General features: G+C 66.7%; 15 protein-coding genes. 7 read left to right on the top strand and 8 right to left on the bottom strand.

Going from position 1 to position 15,020, the window contains the following annotated elements; all coding sequences use genetic code 11:
* Window positions 1-5: 5 nt before the first annotated feature.
* Window positions 6-737 carry a class I SAM-dependent methyltransferase gene (locus JAO74_RS09470; protein WP_199037304.1) on the bottom strand — a complete coding sequence of 244 codons (732 nt, stop codon included), beginning with the start codon at window positions 735-737 and terminating at the stop codon, window positions 6-8.
* Between the two features lie 56 nt (window positions 738-793).
* Between JAO74_RS09470 and mutM the strand changes: the two genes are divergently transcribed.
* From mutM to dnaA, 3 genes are all read left to right on the top strand, one after another.
* Window positions 794-1,609: a bifunctional DNA-formamidopyrimidine glycosylase/DNA-(apurinic or apyrimidinic site) lyase gene (gene mutM / locus JAO74_RS09465; RefSeq protein ID WP_199037302.1), complete on the top strand. Its 816-nt coding sequence runs from the start codon at window positions 794-796 to the stop codon at window positions 1,607-1,609.
* Between the two features lie 126 nt (window positions 1,610-1,735).
* The gene (gene rpsT, locus JAO74_RS09460) at window positions 1,736-1,999 is read left to right on the top strand and encodes a 30S ribosomal protein S20 (RefSeq protein ID WP_199037300.1); all 264 of its coding nucleotides are present in this window, start codon (window positions 1,736-1,738) and stop codon (window positions 1,997-1,999) included.
* 440 nt (window positions 2,000-2,439) lie between these two features.
* Entirely contained in the window at window positions 2,440-3,864 is a 1,425-nt protein-coding gene (gene dnaA / locus JAO74_RS09455) for a chromosomal replication initiator protein DnaA (protein ID WP_332908773.1), read from the top strand.
* Between the two features lie 295 nt (window positions 3,865-4,159).
* Here dnaA and trpS read toward each other — a convergent pair whose 3' ends face one another.
* The 3 genes from trpS to secB are packed head-to-tail and all read right to left on the bottom strand — an operon-like array spanning window position 4,160 to window position 7,282.
* Window positions 4,160-5,152 carry a tryptophan--tRNA ligase gene (trpS, locus tag JAO74_RS09450; RefSeq protein ID WP_199037296.1) on the bottom strand — a complete coding sequence of 331 codons (993 nt, stop codon included), beginning with the start codon at window positions 5,150-5,152 and terminating at the stop codon, window positions 4,160-4,162.
* 11 nt (window positions 5,153-5,163) lie between these two features.
* Window positions 5,164-6,729: a murein biosynthesis integral membrane protein MurJ gene (gene murJ, locus JAO74_RS09445; protein WP_199037295.1), complete on the bottom strand. Its 1,566-nt coding sequence runs from the start codon at window positions 6,727-6,729 to the stop codon at window positions 5,164-5,166.
* A 52-nt stretch (window positions 6,730-6,781) separates the two neighbouring features.
* Window positions 6,782-7,282 (bottom strand): protein-export chaperone SecB, encoded by a 501-nt coding sequence (gene secB, locus JAO74_RS09440; RefSeq protein WP_199037294.1) that lies wholly within the window; start codon window positions 7,280-7,282, stop codon window positions 6,782-6,784.
* Between the two features lie 171 nt (window positions 7,283-7,453).
* Between secB and JAO74_RS09435 the strand changes: the two genes are divergently transcribed.
* From JAO74_RS09435 to JAO74_RS09425, 3 genes are read left to right on the top strand one after another with little or no spacing between them, the layout of a single operon-like run.
* The gene (locus JAO74_RS09435; RefSeq protein WP_199037293.1) at window positions 7,454-8,101 is read left to right on the top strand and encodes a Tim44/TimA family putative adaptor protein; all 648 of its coding nucleotides are present in this window, start codon (window positions 7,454-7,456) and stop codon (window positions 8,099-8,101) included.
* Window positions 8,102-8,121: 20 nt separating this feature from the next.
* Window positions 8,122-9,405 (top strand): murein transglycosylase A, encoded by a 1,284-nt coding sequence (gene mltA, locus JAO74_RS09430; RefSeq protein WP_199037413.1) that lies wholly within the window; start codon window positions 8,122-8,124, stop codon window positions 9,403-9,405.
* Window positions 9,406-9,430: 25 nt separating this feature from the next.
* Entirely contained in the window at window positions 9,431-9,955 is a 525-nt protein-coding gene (locus JAO74_RS09425) for a Smr/MutS family protein (RefSeq protein WP_199037415.1), read from the top strand.
* Here the strand turns inward: JAO74_RS09425 and dapE are convergent.
* On the bottom strand, window positions 9,933-11,051 hold the full coding sequence (gene dapE, locus JAO74_RS09420; RefSeq protein ID WP_416194299.1) for a succinyl-diaminopimelate desuccinylase: 1,119 nt from the start codon (window positions 11,049-11,051) through the stop codon (window positions 9,933-9,935). The two genes, JAO74_RS09425 and dapE, sit on opposite strands and share 23 nt — an antisense overlap.
* On the bottom strand, window positions 11,051-11,725 hold the full coding sequence (locus tag JAO74_RS09415) for a glutathione S-transferase family protein (protein WP_199037289.1): 675 nt from the start codon (window positions 11,723-11,725) through the stop codon (window positions 11,051-11,053). Before JAO74_RS09415 ends, dapE begins: the two co-directional genes overlap by 1 nt.
* Before the next feature lie 97 nt (window positions 11,726-11,822).
* Here JAO74_RS09415 and JAO74_RS09410 point away from each other — a divergent pair, with 97 nt between their 5' ends.
* The gene (locus JAO74_RS09410; RefSeq protein WP_199037287.1) at window positions 11,823-12,638 is read left to right on the top strand and encodes a TonB family protein; all 816 of its coding nucleotides are present in this window, start codon (window positions 11,823-11,825) and stop codon (window positions 12,636-12,638) included.
* Window positions 12,639-12,657: 19 nt separating this feature from the next.
* On the opposite strand, the gene yihA is transcribed toward JAO74_RS09410, so the two are convergent.
* A complete protein-coding gene (gene yihA / locus JAO74_RS09405; protein WP_199037285.1) occupies window positions 12,658-13,308 on the bottom strand; it encodes a ribosome biogenesis GTP-binding protein YihA/YsxC in 651 nt (216 codons plus the stop codon).
* The gene (gene yidC / locus JAO74_RS09400; protein WP_199037283.1) at window positions 13,305-15,008 is read right to left on the bottom strand and encodes a membrane protein insertase YidC; all 1,704 of its coding nucleotides are present in this window, start codon (window positions 15,006-15,008) and stop codon (window positions 13,305-13,307) included. Before yidC ends, yihA begins: the two co-directional genes overlap by 4 nt.
* Window positions 15,009-15,020: the final 12 nt, after the last annotated feature.

Here is a 15,020-nt window from a genome sequence, read left to right as displayed (position 1 = left end):
GGCGATCAGATCTTCCAGCCGCTGTGGATCGCGACCAGCCCGCCCATGATCGGCTCGACCGTCGTGTTGATGAAGCCGGCCTCGCCGATCATCGACTGGAACTGCGACATCGGCGGGAAACGGCGGATCGATTCGATCAGGTAGCGATAGCTGTCCGCATCGCGCGCCAGCAGCTGGCCCAGTTTCGGCACCAGCCTGTGCGAATAGACGTCGTACACCTCCGCGAACCCCGGCCATTCGACGGTCGAGAATTCCAGGCAGAAGAACCGCCCGCCCCGGCGCAGCACCCGATGTGCCTCGCGCAGCGCCTTGGGGATGTCGGTCACGTTCCGGATGCCGAACGCGATCGTATAGGCGTCGAAGAACCGGTCGGGGAAGGTCAGCACCTCGGCATTCGCCTCGGTCCAGACGAGGCCGTCGATGCCGCGCTTGGCGGCACGGCCCATGCCCACTTCCAGCATCGCCGGATTGATGTCGGCGACGGTGATCGACGCCCCCGATTCGGCGAGGCGGAACGCGATGTCGCCGGTGCCGCCCGCCATATCCAGGATCTGTTCGTGGCTGCGCGGTTTCACGCGGCGCACGAAGCGGTCCTTCCACAGGCGGTGCATCCCGCCGGACATGGCGTCGTTCATCAGGTCGTAGCTGGAGGCGACGCTGGTGAACACGCCACCGACGCGCTCAGTCTTTTCGGTGGGGGCGACGTCTTCGTAGCCGAAGGAGACGGTATCGGTCATGTTCATGGCCCTAGCGGCGGCTTGTGGCGGGGGCAAACGCAACCTAGCTGATTGCCGTGCCCGAACTCCCCGAAGTCGAAACCACCGTCCGGGGCCTGACCCCCGTCCTCCATCATCAGCGCCTGACGCTGGTCGAACCGCGTCGTGCCGATCTGCGCAAGGCGATCCCCGTCGATCTGCGCCAGCGGATGCAGGGGGCGACCGTGACGTCGCTGGGCCGGCGTGCCAAATATGGACTGATCGACACCGATCGCGGCGACACGATGATCTTCCACCTGGGCATGTCGGGGCGCTGGCGGGTCGATCCGGGGGACCTGATCGCGCACGACCATCTGGTGATCGAGACGGCGGCGGGGCGGCGGCTGGCGCTGAACGATCCCCGGCGATTCGGTTTCCTCGATCTGGTGCCGACCGATGCGTTGCCCACCTATCCGCCGTTCATGGCGATGGGGCCGGAGCCGTTGGGGCCGGACCTGACCGCCGATTACCTGTTGGACGCGCTGGCGGGGCGGGCGGCGCCGATCAAGGCGATGCTGCTCGATCAGCGAATCGTCGCGGGGCTGGGCAATATCTATGTGTGCGAGGCGTTGCATATCGCCCGGATCGCGCCGTCGCGGGCGGCGGGCAGGATCGCGCTGTATCGGCTGGAACGGCTGGTCGAGGCGATTCGCACGGTGCTGTTGTCGGCGATCGAGGCGGGCGGATCGACCCTCCGCGATTTCGCCGCGCCGGATGGCGAGCTGGGCTATTTCTCCAAGCAGTTCCTGGTCTATGGCCGGGAGGGTCAGCCCTGTGCCTGTGGCGGCGTCGTCAAACGCCGCGTGGAGGCGGGGCGATCGACCTTCTGGTGCCCGCGTTGCCAGCGTGGGTGATCGCCCGGGCGAAGACCAATTGGTTGACCGGTGCGGGATCAATCGCTAAGGGCCGCACCTTCGAGAGACGCAGGGTGTTCCCGGCGCTTCCCAATCCATCGAAAAGAATTCAAGGACCGATCCAGCATGGCGAACACGCCGCAAGCCAAGAAGCGTATCCGTCGCAACGAGCGTCGCGCCGAAATCAACGGCATCCGCGTCGGCCGTATCCGTACCTTCGTGAAGAAGGTCGAAGCGGCTCTGGCGTCGGGCGACAAGCCGGCCGCGACCGAAGCATTGGCAGCGGTGCAGCCTGAACTGGCGCGCGGCGTGGCACGCGGCGTCCTTCACCGCAACACCGCCAGCCGCAAGTTCGCCCGGCTGACCAAGGCGCTGTCCTCGCTCGCCTGAGCGGTCGCAGACACGAATACGAAGCCCGCTGGAGCAACCGCTCCGGCGGGTTTTTTCGTGCCCGGATGCGACCGGTGGAGGAACTGAATCGATGCCCGGACTGATAGCCGCCTAAGTCGCGGATTTGCGGGGATTCCGCATCGGCGTATCGCTAAAAACGATAAGTTAATATAACGATATCAATAGCTTATAAGAAAGTTTGACGCATTTCCGCCAACCATGGTCTGTCAATCCGGTTTATTTCATTTTTGTGGCCGGAAGCGGGGTTGATCGAACCCCCCGTCTCTTCATAACTGGACCCACGCCGGCGATGCTCATCGCGGCGTCATAAACAGACGGAGTAGGAGCCGGACACCCGCTGGGTGGCCAATGGGGGCTTTTGCCTTGAACGAATAAAACAGGCGAAGGCGCGATGCTTTCGCTGACGGGAAAGTGTGCGCGTGACGAATTGGGAGGCAGGATCGACGAGCGAGCAGGCGAATGCCTGGGCCGTCGTGCGTGCCTCGCTGAAGGAACAGGCCGGCGCCCGCCTGTTCGATCAATGGCTCAAACCGATGGAACTGGTCGAGGACGGCGATCCCGACACCGTCCGCCTGTCGCTGCCATCGGCGTTCATGACCAACTGGGTGCGCAGCCATTATGCGGACCGGCTGAGCTTCGAATTTCAGCAATTGCTGCCCGCGGTGAACAGCGTCGTCGTCGAGACCCGCGCGCCGCGTGCGCCCACCGTCGCGCTGACCGCCGAATCGCCGGCGCTGGCGGATATCCCCCTGTCGGCGGAACTCGCCGCGGCCATGCCGTCCCCCGTCGCGGTACGGGCGATGGCCGGCATCACGATCGAACGGCCGACGCTCGATCCGAAGCTGACCTTCGACCGGTTCGTCGTCGATCAGTCGAATCGGGTGGCGTTCAATGCATCGCGCTTGCTGGCCGAGCCGGGCGTACCGCGCTTCTCGCCCTTGTTCCTCCACAGCGGCACGGGGCAGGGCAAGACGCATCTGATGCACTCGATCGGCCATGCCTATCTGGCGGCGGTGCCGGATGCGGCGGTGCTGTGCATGTCGGCCGAGCGTTTCATGTTCGATTTCGTGGCGTCGATGCGGGCGCGCGACACCTATGCGTTCAAGGCGCGGCTGCGGTCGTCCGACCTGTTGCTGATCGACGATCTTCAGTTCATCGCCGGCAAGGATGCGACGCAGGAAGAGTTCTTCCACACGATCAACGAGATCGTCGGCATGGGTAAACGGCTGGTGATTTCCGCCGACCGCAGCCCGCAGTCGCTGGACGGGGTCGAGCCACGGATCATCGGGCGACTGGGTGCCGGTCTGGTCGCGGACATCAAGGCGCCCGATCTGGCGCTGCGCCGTGCCATCCTGGTCCGCAAGGCCGCCGAGCTGCCGGGCGTGCCGATCCCGGCCGAGGTGCTCGACCTGATCGCGGCGCGCATCCATTTCAGCATTCGCGAACTGGAGGGCGCGCTAAACCGCGTCGCCGCCTATGCCCAGCTGACCGGCGAACGCGTCGATCTGGAATTCGCCGTGCAGACGCTGGGCGATGTGCTGCGCGGTACGCAGCGGCGGGTGACGATCGACGACATCCAGAAGCTGGTGACGCAGCATTTCGACCTGAAGCCGCTCGACATGGTGTCCGCGCGCCGGTCCCGCGTGGTGGCCCGGCCGCGCCAGATCGCGATGTACTTGTCCAAGCGCCTGACGACACGCTCGCTGCCCGAGATCGGCCGCAAGTTCGGCGGTCGCGACCATTCCACGGTCATCCACGCCGTCCGCAAGATCGAGGAACTGCGCGATCAGGACCGCGAGATCGACAATGCCGTCCGGGTGTTGATGCGCGAGCTTGAGGCCTGAGGGCGGGCGGGCCGGAAAGTCTCAAAAGTCACACCTACGCACGCGTGCGCACGCGAGGAATCGTTTCTGGGTGGCTGACAGACGGTGAGAAAGAGCGGTGTCGGACGGGTATAATCGAACGCGGCGATGTAGGACATCGCCGGTCGTGGTGCCGACACCGCTGGTTAGTTAGAGCAATTTGCGTGAAATCGGATCCACCCCTGACCGTTCGGCCTGAGCGAAGTCGAAGGCCTCCTTTCCCCAAAGTGCTTCGACTGCGCTCAGCACGAACGGGGTCAGTCAAGCGCTTGATGCCCTAGACATGAAGCCCCATCGCACGCTGGGCGGCCAGCAGCGTCGGCGCCGCCAGCCCACGCGCCCGCTCGCCGCCCTGTTCCAGCACCGTCGCCACGGCGGCCCGATCGTCGAGCAGCCGCGTCAGCCGCTCGCGGATCGGCGACAGAACCGCGATCGCCAGATCGGCCAGCGCGGGCTTGAACGCGCCGAAGCCTTGTCCCGCATATTGCGCCAGCACCGCATCGGCCCCGGTCTCTGCCAGCGCGGCATAGATCGTGACCAGATTGCGCGCCTCCGCCCGCTCGGCCAGCGCCGCCATCGTGTCGGGCAGCGGTTCGGCATCGGTGCGCGCCTTGCGCAGTTTCTGGGCGATGGCGTCGTCCGAATCGATCAGGTTGATCCGCGACGCGTCCGACGGATCGGACTTCGACATCTTGGCGGTGCCATCGCGCAGCGACATGACGCGCGGCGCGGCGGGTGAGATGAACGGTTCGGGCAGGGTGAACAGCTCGACCCCGAAATCGAGGTTGAACTTGGTGGCGATGTCGCGGGCCAGTTCCAGATGCTGACGCTGGTCGTCGCCGACCGGAACGTGCGTCGCCTGATAGGCCAGCACGTCGGCGGCTTGCAGGACGGGATAGGTGAACAGGCCGACCGAGGCGCCCTCGCGGTTCTTGCCCGCCTTGTCCTTCCACTGCGTCATGCGGTTCAGCCAGCCCATGCGGGCGGTGCCCTGCAACAGCCAGCACAACTCGGCATGGGCGGGGACGCGCGCCTGATTGAACAGGATCGCCTTGTCCGGATCGATCCCGGCGGCGAGCAGGGTCGCGGCCATCTCGATCGTGTTGGCGGCCAGTTCCTTCGGGTCGATCGCGACGGTCAGCGCGTGGAGATCGGCGAGGAAGAACAGCGATTCGGCCTGATGCTGCATGGCGACCCATTGCCGGATCGCGCCCAGATAATTGCCGAGGTGGAGATTGCCGGTGGGCTGGATGCCGGAGACGACGCGCACGATGACTTCCTTCAGGCGGAGCGGCGGACCAGTTTCTTCAGGTCCGCGATACGGACCGCGCCGGTGAGCACGGTGGCGGCCGCATAGACGAGACAGCCGGTGCCGACCAGCACGGCGAGCGCCAGCCATCGTTCCAGACTGGTGCCGGTGACATATGGTTCGAACAGGATGTTCAGGAACCACATCGTCACGCCCATCATCACCGCAGCGATACCCAACCGTGGCGTGCGGCGGCGAAGCTGTGCATCCGGCAGGAAATGGCCCCGCTTCGCCAGCGTGCGATAGAGCAATGCGACGTTCACCGTGCTGGCGATCGCGGTTGCCAGTGGCGGCCCCATGTGGCGCAACGGCACGATCAGGATCAGGTTCAGCACCAGATTGACCGCGATCGAGATCGTCGCATAGCGCACCGGCGTGCGTGTATCGCCGCGCGCATAATAACCCGGCGTCAGCACCTTCACGAGGATGTAGGACGGCAGCCCGACCGAGAACGCCGCCAGCGCCTGCGCCGTCAGCAGGCTTTCCATCGCACCGAACTTGCCGTGCTGGAACAGCGCGGCGACGATCGGTGTGCCGCAGACGATCAGCGCGATCGTGGCGGGCAGGGTCAGGAACAGCGCCAGCTCCATGCCCCGGTTCTGCGTCTCCATCGCCTGCGCCTCCTCACCCCGGCCGAGAAGGCGCGAGATGGTGGGAAGGAGCACGGTGCCGAGACCGATACCGATCAGACCCAGCGGCAACTGGTTCAGCCGATCGGCATAATAGATGTACGACACCGATCCGGTCGGCAGCAGCTTGGCGGTGAGCGCGGTCGAGATCACGAGGTTGATCTGGACCGCGCCCGCCCCGGCGGCGGCGGGCCAGATCAGCTTCATCAACCGGCGGACGTCGGGGCCAAGGCGCGGCAGCTTCAGCCGCAACGTCACGCCCGCCCGCCGGCACGCATACCAGAGCCATAACAGTTGCAGCACGCCCGATACGGTGACGGCGATCGCCTGGTTACGGGCGGTGAGCATCGGGTCGGCGTGATGGAACAGCAGCAGCGCGGTGATCAGCGTCAGGTTGAGCAGGATCGGCGCCGCGGCGGCGATCCAGAACCGGTGCAGCGAATTGAGGATGCCGCCCAGCAGCGAGACGAGGCTGATAAGTAGCAGATAGGGGAAGGTCAGGCGGGCGAGGCCGACGGCGAAGGCGAACTGATCGTTCGTCGCATCGCCGAAACCCAGCGTCAGCGCCCAGGTGACCGGATAGGCCGCCACCTCCATCAGCACCGTCATGCCGATCAGGATCGGCAGCAGCACCGACAGCGCATCCTCGGCAAAGGCGATGCCGTCGGGCAGGCCGTTGCCGTCCTTGTCCGCGACCTTTTTATTGAACAGCGGGATGAAGGCGGCGGAGAAGGCACCCTCCGCGAAGAGGGCGCGGAACATGTTCGGCAGGCGGAAGGCGATCTGATACGCGTCCGACGCGAAGTTCGCGCCCACGAAGCGCGCGAACAGGGCGTCGCGCACCAACCCCAGCACCCGGCTGGCCAGCGTAAGCCCGCCGACCGAGCCGAGTGCCTTGGTGAGGTTCATCTATCGTCCGCTGCCTGGGTTATCAGTGCCTGGGTATCAGCAGGCCTTGGGATCAGGCGTGACCGACCTCGGTCGTGGTCGGCTGACCCTGCTGCGATGCCTGTTGCAGATAGAGCTGGCCGAAATCGATCGGCTCCAGCAGCAGCGGCGGGAAGCCGCCGTCGCGCACCGCATCGGCCAGCACGCGGCGGGCGAACGGGAACAGCAGGCGCGGTGCCTCGCCCAGCAGGAACGGCTGGATCTGGTCGACCGGCACGTTGCGGAAACCGAACAGGCCGGCGAACGACAGGTCGACGATGAACGCGGTCTGGCCATCGACATCGGCGCGCACGTCGATCTTCAGGACCAGTTCGTGCACTTCGTCGGCCACCTGGCTGGCGCCGATGTTGAACTGCACGTCGATCGCCGGCGGCGTCTGCGACTGGAAGATCGCGGGCGCGTTCGGATTCTCGAACGACAGATCCTTCACATATTGCGAGATCAGACCTGCCGCCGGGGCGGTATCGGTGCCGTTGCCGACGGGCTCGTTGGCGGCGTTGTCCTGATCGTCCATGTTCATATCCTTGACTGAAAGGGAGCGTGAGGCGGGAGGCCGGGGCGGGCGATCCCCCGCGCCATCGGTCCGATGAAGCGCGCCTAGCAGTGCGTCGGAACGGTTTCAACGGGCGCGGGTTTGAATCGCAGCGTGCTTGCGCCTATGTTGAACGGGAAGATCGGAGGCCTGGTGCTGTACGTTGTAGTGTTTGCGATGATTGCCGCCTTCCTGGCGCTGAGACTGTACGGGGTGCTGGGCAAGCGCACCGGGCAGGAGCAGCAGCCCCTGCCGCGTGCGGCGGAGGAGCGGGCGGCAGTGCCATCCGCGCCACGAACGGTGGATGCCGTGGCCGAGGTGCGGGAACCCGCCAACCGAAATATCGACACCCGCGCCGAACAGGGTCTCCGCGCGATCGTCGCCGGCGAGCCGGGGTTCGATGTCGGCCAGTTCCTGCAGGGTGCCAAGGGCGCCTATCGCATGACGCTGGAGGCATTCTGGAAGGGCGACGAGCAGACGCTTGCCGAGCTGGCCGAGCCGGATGTCTGCGCGGCGTTCGCCGAGGCGATCGCGGCGCGCAACGCCGCTGGTGAGACACTGGAAAACCGGCTGGTCACGATCGAGAGGGCGGTGATCGCCGATGCGCAGCTGGCCGGTCGCGAGGCGCGGATCACGGTGCGGTTCGATGCCGATATCGCCGCGGTGACGCGCAACGGCGAAGGGCAGATGATTGCCGGATCGCTGACCGATGCCGTCGAGACGCATGACGTATGGACGTTCACCCGGACGCTGAAGAGCGGCGATCCGAACTGGAAGCTCGCGGACACCGACGAGGCGTGAAGGTGCGCCTGATCGGGGGAATGGCGCTGGCGCTTGTATTGAGCGCATGCGGCGGGCGGCTGGTGCCGCCCGCGCCCGTTTCCGGGTCGTCGCTTCCGCCTTCCTCGCCCGCCAAAGCTACGCATCATCTGACGCGGGGCGATGTGCCGGTGAACGTGCGGCAGGCAGATGGGCGGATCGTGGCGGCCGTGCCGATGATCCCGCAGTTCGTCACCGTGCCGGTGGGTGCCGCTACGGCGGCAGCGGCTGGCGTGGTGGCGGGGCCACCGGTCGCGACGCTGCCGATGACCGATGTGCAGGCGGTGGCGGCGCGGGCGGCATTCGCGCGGTCTTGTCCGGGGCTGATGCGGCGGGTCGATACGTCGGGACTGACGCGAGGGACCGACTGGCAGGCGGCCTGTGCCGCGGCGGCGATGGGCGGCGATGCGCGCGGGTTCTTCGCCAGCCAGTTCGAGGCGGTGCAGGTCGGCGACGGCAAGGCGTTCGCGACGGGGTATTACGAGCCGGAGATACGCGGGTCGCTCGATCGCCGGCCGGGATATGACGTGCCGGTCTATGGCCGGCCGACCGATCTGGTCGATGTCGATCTGGGCCAGTTCTCCGACGCGCTGAAGGGTAAGCGCGTTCGTGGACGGGTGAACGGCGGCAATCTTGTGCCGTATTTCGACCGGACCCAGATCGAGGAGGGCGCGTTGGCGAATCGCGCGCCGGTGATCGCCTGGGCGGCCGATCCGGTGGAGATGTTCTTCCTGCAGATCCAGGGATCGGGCCGCCTGCGGTTGCCGGACGGGTCCGTGCTGCGGATCGGATATGATACGCAGAACGGCCGTGATTATACCGGGATCGGCAGCCTGATGCGCCAGCGCGGCCTGCTCCAGCCGGGGCAGGCGTCGATGCAGGGCATCGTCGCGTGGTTGCGGGCGAACCCCGAACAGGGGCGGGCGCTGATGCGCGAGAACAAGAGCTTCGTGTTCTTTCGCGAGCTGGATGGTCCGCCGCAGGGCGCGATGGGTTATGCGGTGACGGGGCAGGTCAGCGCGGCGACCGATCCGAAATTCGTGCCGCTCGGTGCGCCGGTGTTCCTTTCGGTCGATCGGGCGGACGCGACGGGTCTGTGGGTGGCGCAGGATACGGGTGGCGCGATCAAGGGCGCGAACCGCTTCGACACGTTCTGGGGTGCCGGCGCCGGCGCGGAGGCGACTGCCGGCGGTATGTCGGCGCGGGGCGCGGCGTTCCTGTTGCTGCCGGTGGGTACGCTTGCGCGGTTGAGCGCGGGGGTCGCGGGTGCGTCGCCTCAACCCTGACGAAGCGCTGGCATGGGGCCGGGTGATGGCCACCGTCAGGCCGATCCGGGTGCCGGTCGCCAGGGCGCCGGTGCCGGTTGTCGTGGCGGCCAAGGCGGCAGTGCTGCCGAAACCGGTCGTGGTGATGACGCGTAAGGCAGGCAGGGTGCCGCCGCCACCGCCCGTCGCGGTACCGAAGCCGTCGCCCGCCCGTACGGTACAGAACAATCTGGATGCGTCCTGGGATCGCAAGCTAGGGCGGGGCGCGGTGATCCCGGACAGTTCGATCGATCTGCACGGCCATACGCTGGCATCGGCGCATGCGATGCTGGATGCAGGGATCGACCGGGCGATCCGGCGGGGCGACCGGGTGCTGTTGCTCGTCACGGGCAAGCCGCCGCGGCCGGAGAGCGAGCGGCCGCACGCGCGGGGCGCGATCAGGGCGGCGGTGGCGGACTGGCTGGCGGGATCGCGCCATGCCGATGCCATCGCGGCGGTGCGCGGCGCCCATCCGCGCCATGGCGGGCTGGGCGCGCTTTATATCGTGCTCAGGCGGCCACGCGCCGGATGATGTCGGCGTAGATGTCGGTCAGGGCGTGGAGGTCGGCCACGGCCACCGCCTCGTCCACCTTGTGCATCGTCGCGTTCAGCAGGCCGAATTCGACCGTCGGGCAGAGCCGCGACAGGAAGCGGGCGTCGGAGGTGCCGCCGGTGGTGGACAGTTCCGCCACGACGCCGGTTCGGGCTACGATCGCATCGGTGATGATCCGCGACCAGTCGCCCGGCCGGGTCAGGAACGCTTCGCCCGAGATGCGGCCGGTCACGGTGGCGCGGTAGGGGGCGGCGAAGGCGCGGATGCGATCGACCAGCGCCGCACCGCTTTGTTCGTCGTTGAAACGGATCGACAGGCGGGCGCGGGCGGCGGCGGGGATGAGGTTGGTGGCGGGGTTGCCGACCTCGATCTCCGTGATCTCGATATTCGATGGCTGGAACCAGCGATTGCCATGATCGAGCACGATCGCATCGATCGCCGCCAGCAAGGCGACGAGGCGGGGGACGGGATTGTCGGCCAGATGCGGATAGGCGACATGGCCCTGACGGCCGGCGACCTCGATCCAGATATTGACCGATCCGCGCCGGCCGATCTTGACCATGTCGCCGAGGCGAACGGCGGAGGTGGGTTCGCCCACCAGACACAGGTCGGGCGCGATCCCGCGTGCGGCCATTCGATCGATCAGCGACAGCGTGCCGTAGGTCGCCGGTCCTTCCTCGTCGCCCGTGATGACGAGCGTCAGCGGCGCGCCCGGCGCGCGGACGGCGGCGGCGATGAAGGCCGCGACCGCGCCCTTCATATCGACCGCGCCGCGACCGTATAGAAGGTCGCCGCGCACCTCGCCCGACCAGGGCGAGCCGGCCCAGCCATTGCCGGCCGGCACGACATCGACATGCCCGGCGAAGGCGAGGTGACGGCCCTGACCGTCGCGGGTGGCGAGCAGGTTCTCGACGGGGCCGTCAGGTGCTTCGCCGATAACGAAGCGGTCGACCGCGAAGCCGAGGGGGAGCAGCGCCGCTTCCAATACGTCGAACACCGATCCGCGCGCGGGGGTGACGCTGTCGGCGCGGATCAACGCCGCGGCGAGCGCGACGGGATCGGTCGCCACGTCGATCACTGGCCCCTGATCTCCGGCGTCTGTTCGTATTGCTGGATCACCCATTCCTCTTCCTGCGCGGCGGCGATCCAGTCCTGCATCCAGCGATGCTCCAGCACCGCCTGCATATAGGCGGTAGCGAAACGGGCGACGGGTAGCTGATAGGTGACGATCCGGGTGATGACCGGCGCGTACATGATGTCGACCGCGCCGAATGCCCCGAACAGGAAGTCGCCGTCGCCGCCGAACCGGGCCCGCGCCTGCGCCCATAATTCCATGATGCGCGCCAGTTCGGCGATGACGTCGTCGTCGGGGCGCTGAGCGGGGAACACCTGACGAATGTTCATCGCGTGCTTGCGGCGCAAATTCTGGAACGACGAGTGCATTTCGGCCGCCATCGACCGGGCCATCGCGCGGGCGGCGTCGTCGGCCGGCCAGAAGACGTCGCGACCGACCTTGTCCGCCAGATAATCGACGATGGCGAGGCTGTCCCACACCACCGCGTCGCCATCCCACAGGATCGGCACCTTGCCCGACGAGGGAGCGAACTCGTCGCCTTGACGGCGGCGATCCCATTCGGCGTCGTAGAGCGGGACGACGACCTCCTCGAAGGGCAGGCCCGATTGCTTGCAGGCGAGCCAGCCGCGGAGCGACCAGGACGAATAGGCCTTGTTGCCGATGATGAGCTTCATGGCCCACGGACTAGGCGAGGCGACCGGTGGGGGCAACCGGGCTTCGGCTTTGCCGGGGGCGGGAGCCTGGCATAGGATCGTGTCTGGAAGGGAGCGCATGGCCATCGAATCATCACCCGGTCATGTTGGTATTCCTCATGCGGCGCGACGGCGGGTGGCGGCGATGGCCGCGACGATACTGGTCCATGCCGTCCTGTTGCTGATAATCCTGTCCGGGCGGGGTACGCAGACGGTCGTGTCACCGGTGACGACGGCGCTGACGGTGTTCGATGTCTCCTTGCCACCGCCACCTGCTCCCCTACCGGTCCCGCCGCCACCCGTCCGCGAGCGACCGCATCCGGATGCCGGCGGGTCGCCGGGTCGGGCGCGGACATTGCCGCGGGCCGCCATGGCGCAGGCACCGACGCCATCGGTACGCGCGGCGATGCTGGTGGAAGAACCGCCGTTGGTGTCGCCGCAGGGTCGTCCGATATCCGCCGACCTGTTGGCTTTGCCCGATATCGCGGTCGGGAACGGCGGCGGGGCCGAGCGGGGCGGCGCAGGCGGCAGCGGAAATGGTCGTGGCAGCGGCACGGGTAGCGGCGATGGTGTCGGCCTTGCGCGGGCGCTGTGGATCAGGATGCCGACAGTGCCCGAGATGGAACCCTATTGGCCGGTCCGCGCCCGTCGCGAGCGCATCGCGGGGCGGGTGATCCTGGCCTGCATCGTGCCGCGACCAGGGCCACCCCGTCGATGCTCGGTCATTCACGAACATCCCCAAGGGATCGGGTTCGGTTCGTCCGCAGTGAAAATGTCGCGGTTGTTCCGGATGAAGCCCGTGACCCGCGGATCCGCGGTCGAGGATCTGCCGGTGATCGTCCCCGTCAGGTTCGACGTGCCGATCGACATCAAGCTGCCCGCCAAGGCCAGCTGAGGCGCCGGCCCGTCGCGGGTCAGACGGTGACGGCTTCCATCACGGCGGCGCGCAGTTCGGCGATCCCCATGCCGCCCTCCGACGAGGTGGTGATGATCTCCGGATGCGCGGCGGGGCGCTGGCGGGCCTCGTCGGCGGTCGCCTGAGTTACGGTGGCCAGGTCGGTGGCCTTCACCTTGTCGGCCTTGGTCAGGACGATGCGATAGCTGACGGCCGCCTTGTCGAGCATGCCAAGAATCTCGCGATCGACGTCCTTGATACCGTGTCGCGAATCGATCAGCACCAGTGCGCGCTTCAACACGTCGCGCCCGCGCAGGAAGTCGTTCACCAGGAAACGCCACTGGCGGACCATGTCCTTGGGCGCCTTGGCGAAGCCATAGCCGGGCATGTCGACGAGGCGGACGCTCGGCGGCTGGCCCCCGCCGCCGCCGACGTCGAAGAAGTTCAGTTCCTGCGTCCGGCCCGGCGTGTTCGACGTGCGGGCGAGCCCGTTGCGGTTCGCCAGCGCGTTGAGCAGCGACGACTTGCCGACGTTGGACCGACCCGCGAACGCCACCTCCGGCACGATGGGTTCGGGCAGATGCTCCAGCCTGGGCGCCGATTTCAGGAAGGCGATCGGGCCGGAGAATATCTTCCGCGCGGCCTCTAACTGTTCGTCGGTGAAGCTCACTTCTCTGCCGCCTGCTTGAGGCCCGGATGGCGGGCGTAGAGCAGCTTCTGCTGCAGGATCGAGACGCAGTTGGTGGTGATCCAATAGACCTGAAGGCCGACCGCGAACGGCGCCATCACGAACATCAGCACCCATGGCAGGAACTGGAACACCTGCTTCTGGGTCTCGTCCATCGCCTGCGGATTGAGGCGGAACTGGAAGAACATCGAGATGCCGAGCAGCACCGGCACCACGCCGATCGCCAGAAAATGCGGTAGCGTGATGGGGATGTAGCCGAACAGGTTCAGCACGGTCGCCGGATCGGGCGCCGACAGATCCTTGATCCACAGGATGAACGGCTGATGGCGCATTTCGATCGTCAGCAGCAGCACCTTGTAGAGCGCATAGAAGATCGGAATCTGGATCAGCGTGGGCAGGCAGCCGGCCAGCGGATTGACCTTTTCCTGCTTGTAGAGGGCCATAACCTCCTGCTGCATGCGGACCTTGTCGTCCTTGTACCGCTCCTGCAGCGCCTTCATCTTGGGCTGCACCGCGCGCATCGCCGCCATCGAGGCGAACTGGCGCTGGGCGATCGGGAACAGGACGGCGCGGATCGTCAGCGTCAACAGGATGATCGCGACGCCGAAATTGCCGACCATGCGGAACAGCCAGTCGAGATAATAGAAGATCGGCTTTTCGACGAGGCGGAACCAGCCCCAGTCGATCGCATAGTCGAGCTTGGCGATGAAACCATCGTCGGAATAATGATCGAGCAGCCGCACTTCCTTGGCACCGGCAAAGAATCGCGCGCTGGTGGCGAGCGACTGGCCGGGCTGGAGCACCTTGGGCTGGACGATATAGTCGGCCTGATACGCCTTGTTGGCGCCGGCGCGGAACTGGCCGTCGAACGTCTGGGTGGCATCGGGCGACAGTGCGGTCAGCCAATATTTGTCGGTGAAGCCCAGCCAGCCACCCTGCGTCGTGAAACGCTGCGGGGCCTCGTCCACGTCGGTAAAGTTCGGGTCATAGTGCGCGGCACCGTTGTTGACGGACATCGGGCCGGTGTGGATCGTCCAGCTATCCGGGTCCTTCGACACGCCGACGCGATTGACGAAGCCATAGGGAGCGACGGGAACGGCGGCGGTGCCGGCGTTCAGGACCGTCTGTTTGATCGTGAACAGATAACCGTCGTCGATCGCGATCTGGATGCGGAAACGCTGGCCGGTCGCATTGGCGGCGTCGAGCGTGACGGGGCGGCCGGGGGCGAGGACATCGGACGATGCCGTCCAGGTCGCATCGGCGGCAGGCGGCGCCAGACCGTCCGCGCGCCAGCCGAAGCCGGCGAAATACGCTTCCGGTGCGCCGGCGGGCGACAACAGTCGGATCGGTGCGGAATTCTTGGCGACGGTTTCGTTATAGCCGACCAGCACGAGGTCATCGATCCGCGGCCCGCGCAGGTTGATCGAGCCGCGCAGCGTTGGCGTCTCGATCCTGACGCGCGGCGATTCGCGCAGCACCAGCTGGCGATCGCGGATCGCGGCGGGGCTGTCGGCGGTGGGATCGGCACCCGGCTTCGGCAGGGCGACCTGCTTGCCGTCGACGATCTTCGTCGCGGGCGGATTGGCGGTCGGGAAGAAGCGATTCTGGATCAGCGGCCATCCGAACAGGATCAGCGCCGCGATCACCGCGAACAGCACGAAATTCTGGCGATCGTCTCTCACGGCGTCTGTATT

It is taken from the genome of Sphingomonas mollis, assembly GCF_016427505.1.
In the GTDB taxonomy this organism is placed as follows: domain Bacteria; phylum Pseudomonadota; class Alphaproteobacteria; order Sphingomonadales; family Sphingomonadaceae; genus Sphingomonas; species Sphingomonas mollis.
Note: the sequence above shows the minus strand (reverse complement) of the source record. Positions and strands in the feature narration are given on the sequence as shown.

Excerpts from the sequence above, each read along its gene's own strand:
- JAO74_RS09470 (WP_199037304.1), bottom strand. The coding sequence starts at position 737 with ATGACCGATACCGTCTCCTTCGGCTACGAAGACGTCGCCCCCACCGAA.
- rpsT (WP_199037300.1), top strand. The coding sequence starts at position 1,736 with ATGGCGAACACGCCGCAAGCCAAGAAGCGTATCCGTCGCAACGAGCGT.
- murJ (WP_199037295.1), bottom strand. The coding sequence starts at position 6,729 with ATGAACCTCACCAAGGCACTCGGCTCGGTCGGCGGGCTTACGCTGGCC.
- secB (WP_199037294.1), bottom strand. The coding sequence starts at position 7,282 with ATGGACGATCAGGACAACGCCGCCAACGAGCCCGTCGGCAACGGCACC.
- mltA (WP_199037413.1), top strand. The coding sequence starts at position 8,122 with ATGGCGCTGGCGCTTGTATTGAGCGCATGCGGCGGGCGGCTGGTGCCG.
- JAO74_RS09425 (WP_199037415.1), top strand. The coding sequence starts at position 9,431 with ATGGCCACCGTCAGGCCGATCCGGGTGCCGGTCGCCAGGGCGCCGGTG.
- JAO74_RS09415 (WP_199037289.1), bottom strand. The coding sequence starts at position 11,725 with ATGAAGCTCATCATCGGCAACAAGGCCTATTCGTCCTGGTCGCTCCGC.
- JAO74_RS09410 (WP_199037287.1), top strand. The coding sequence starts at position 11,823 with ATGGCCATCGAATCATCACCCGGTCATGTTGGTATTCCTCATGCGGCG.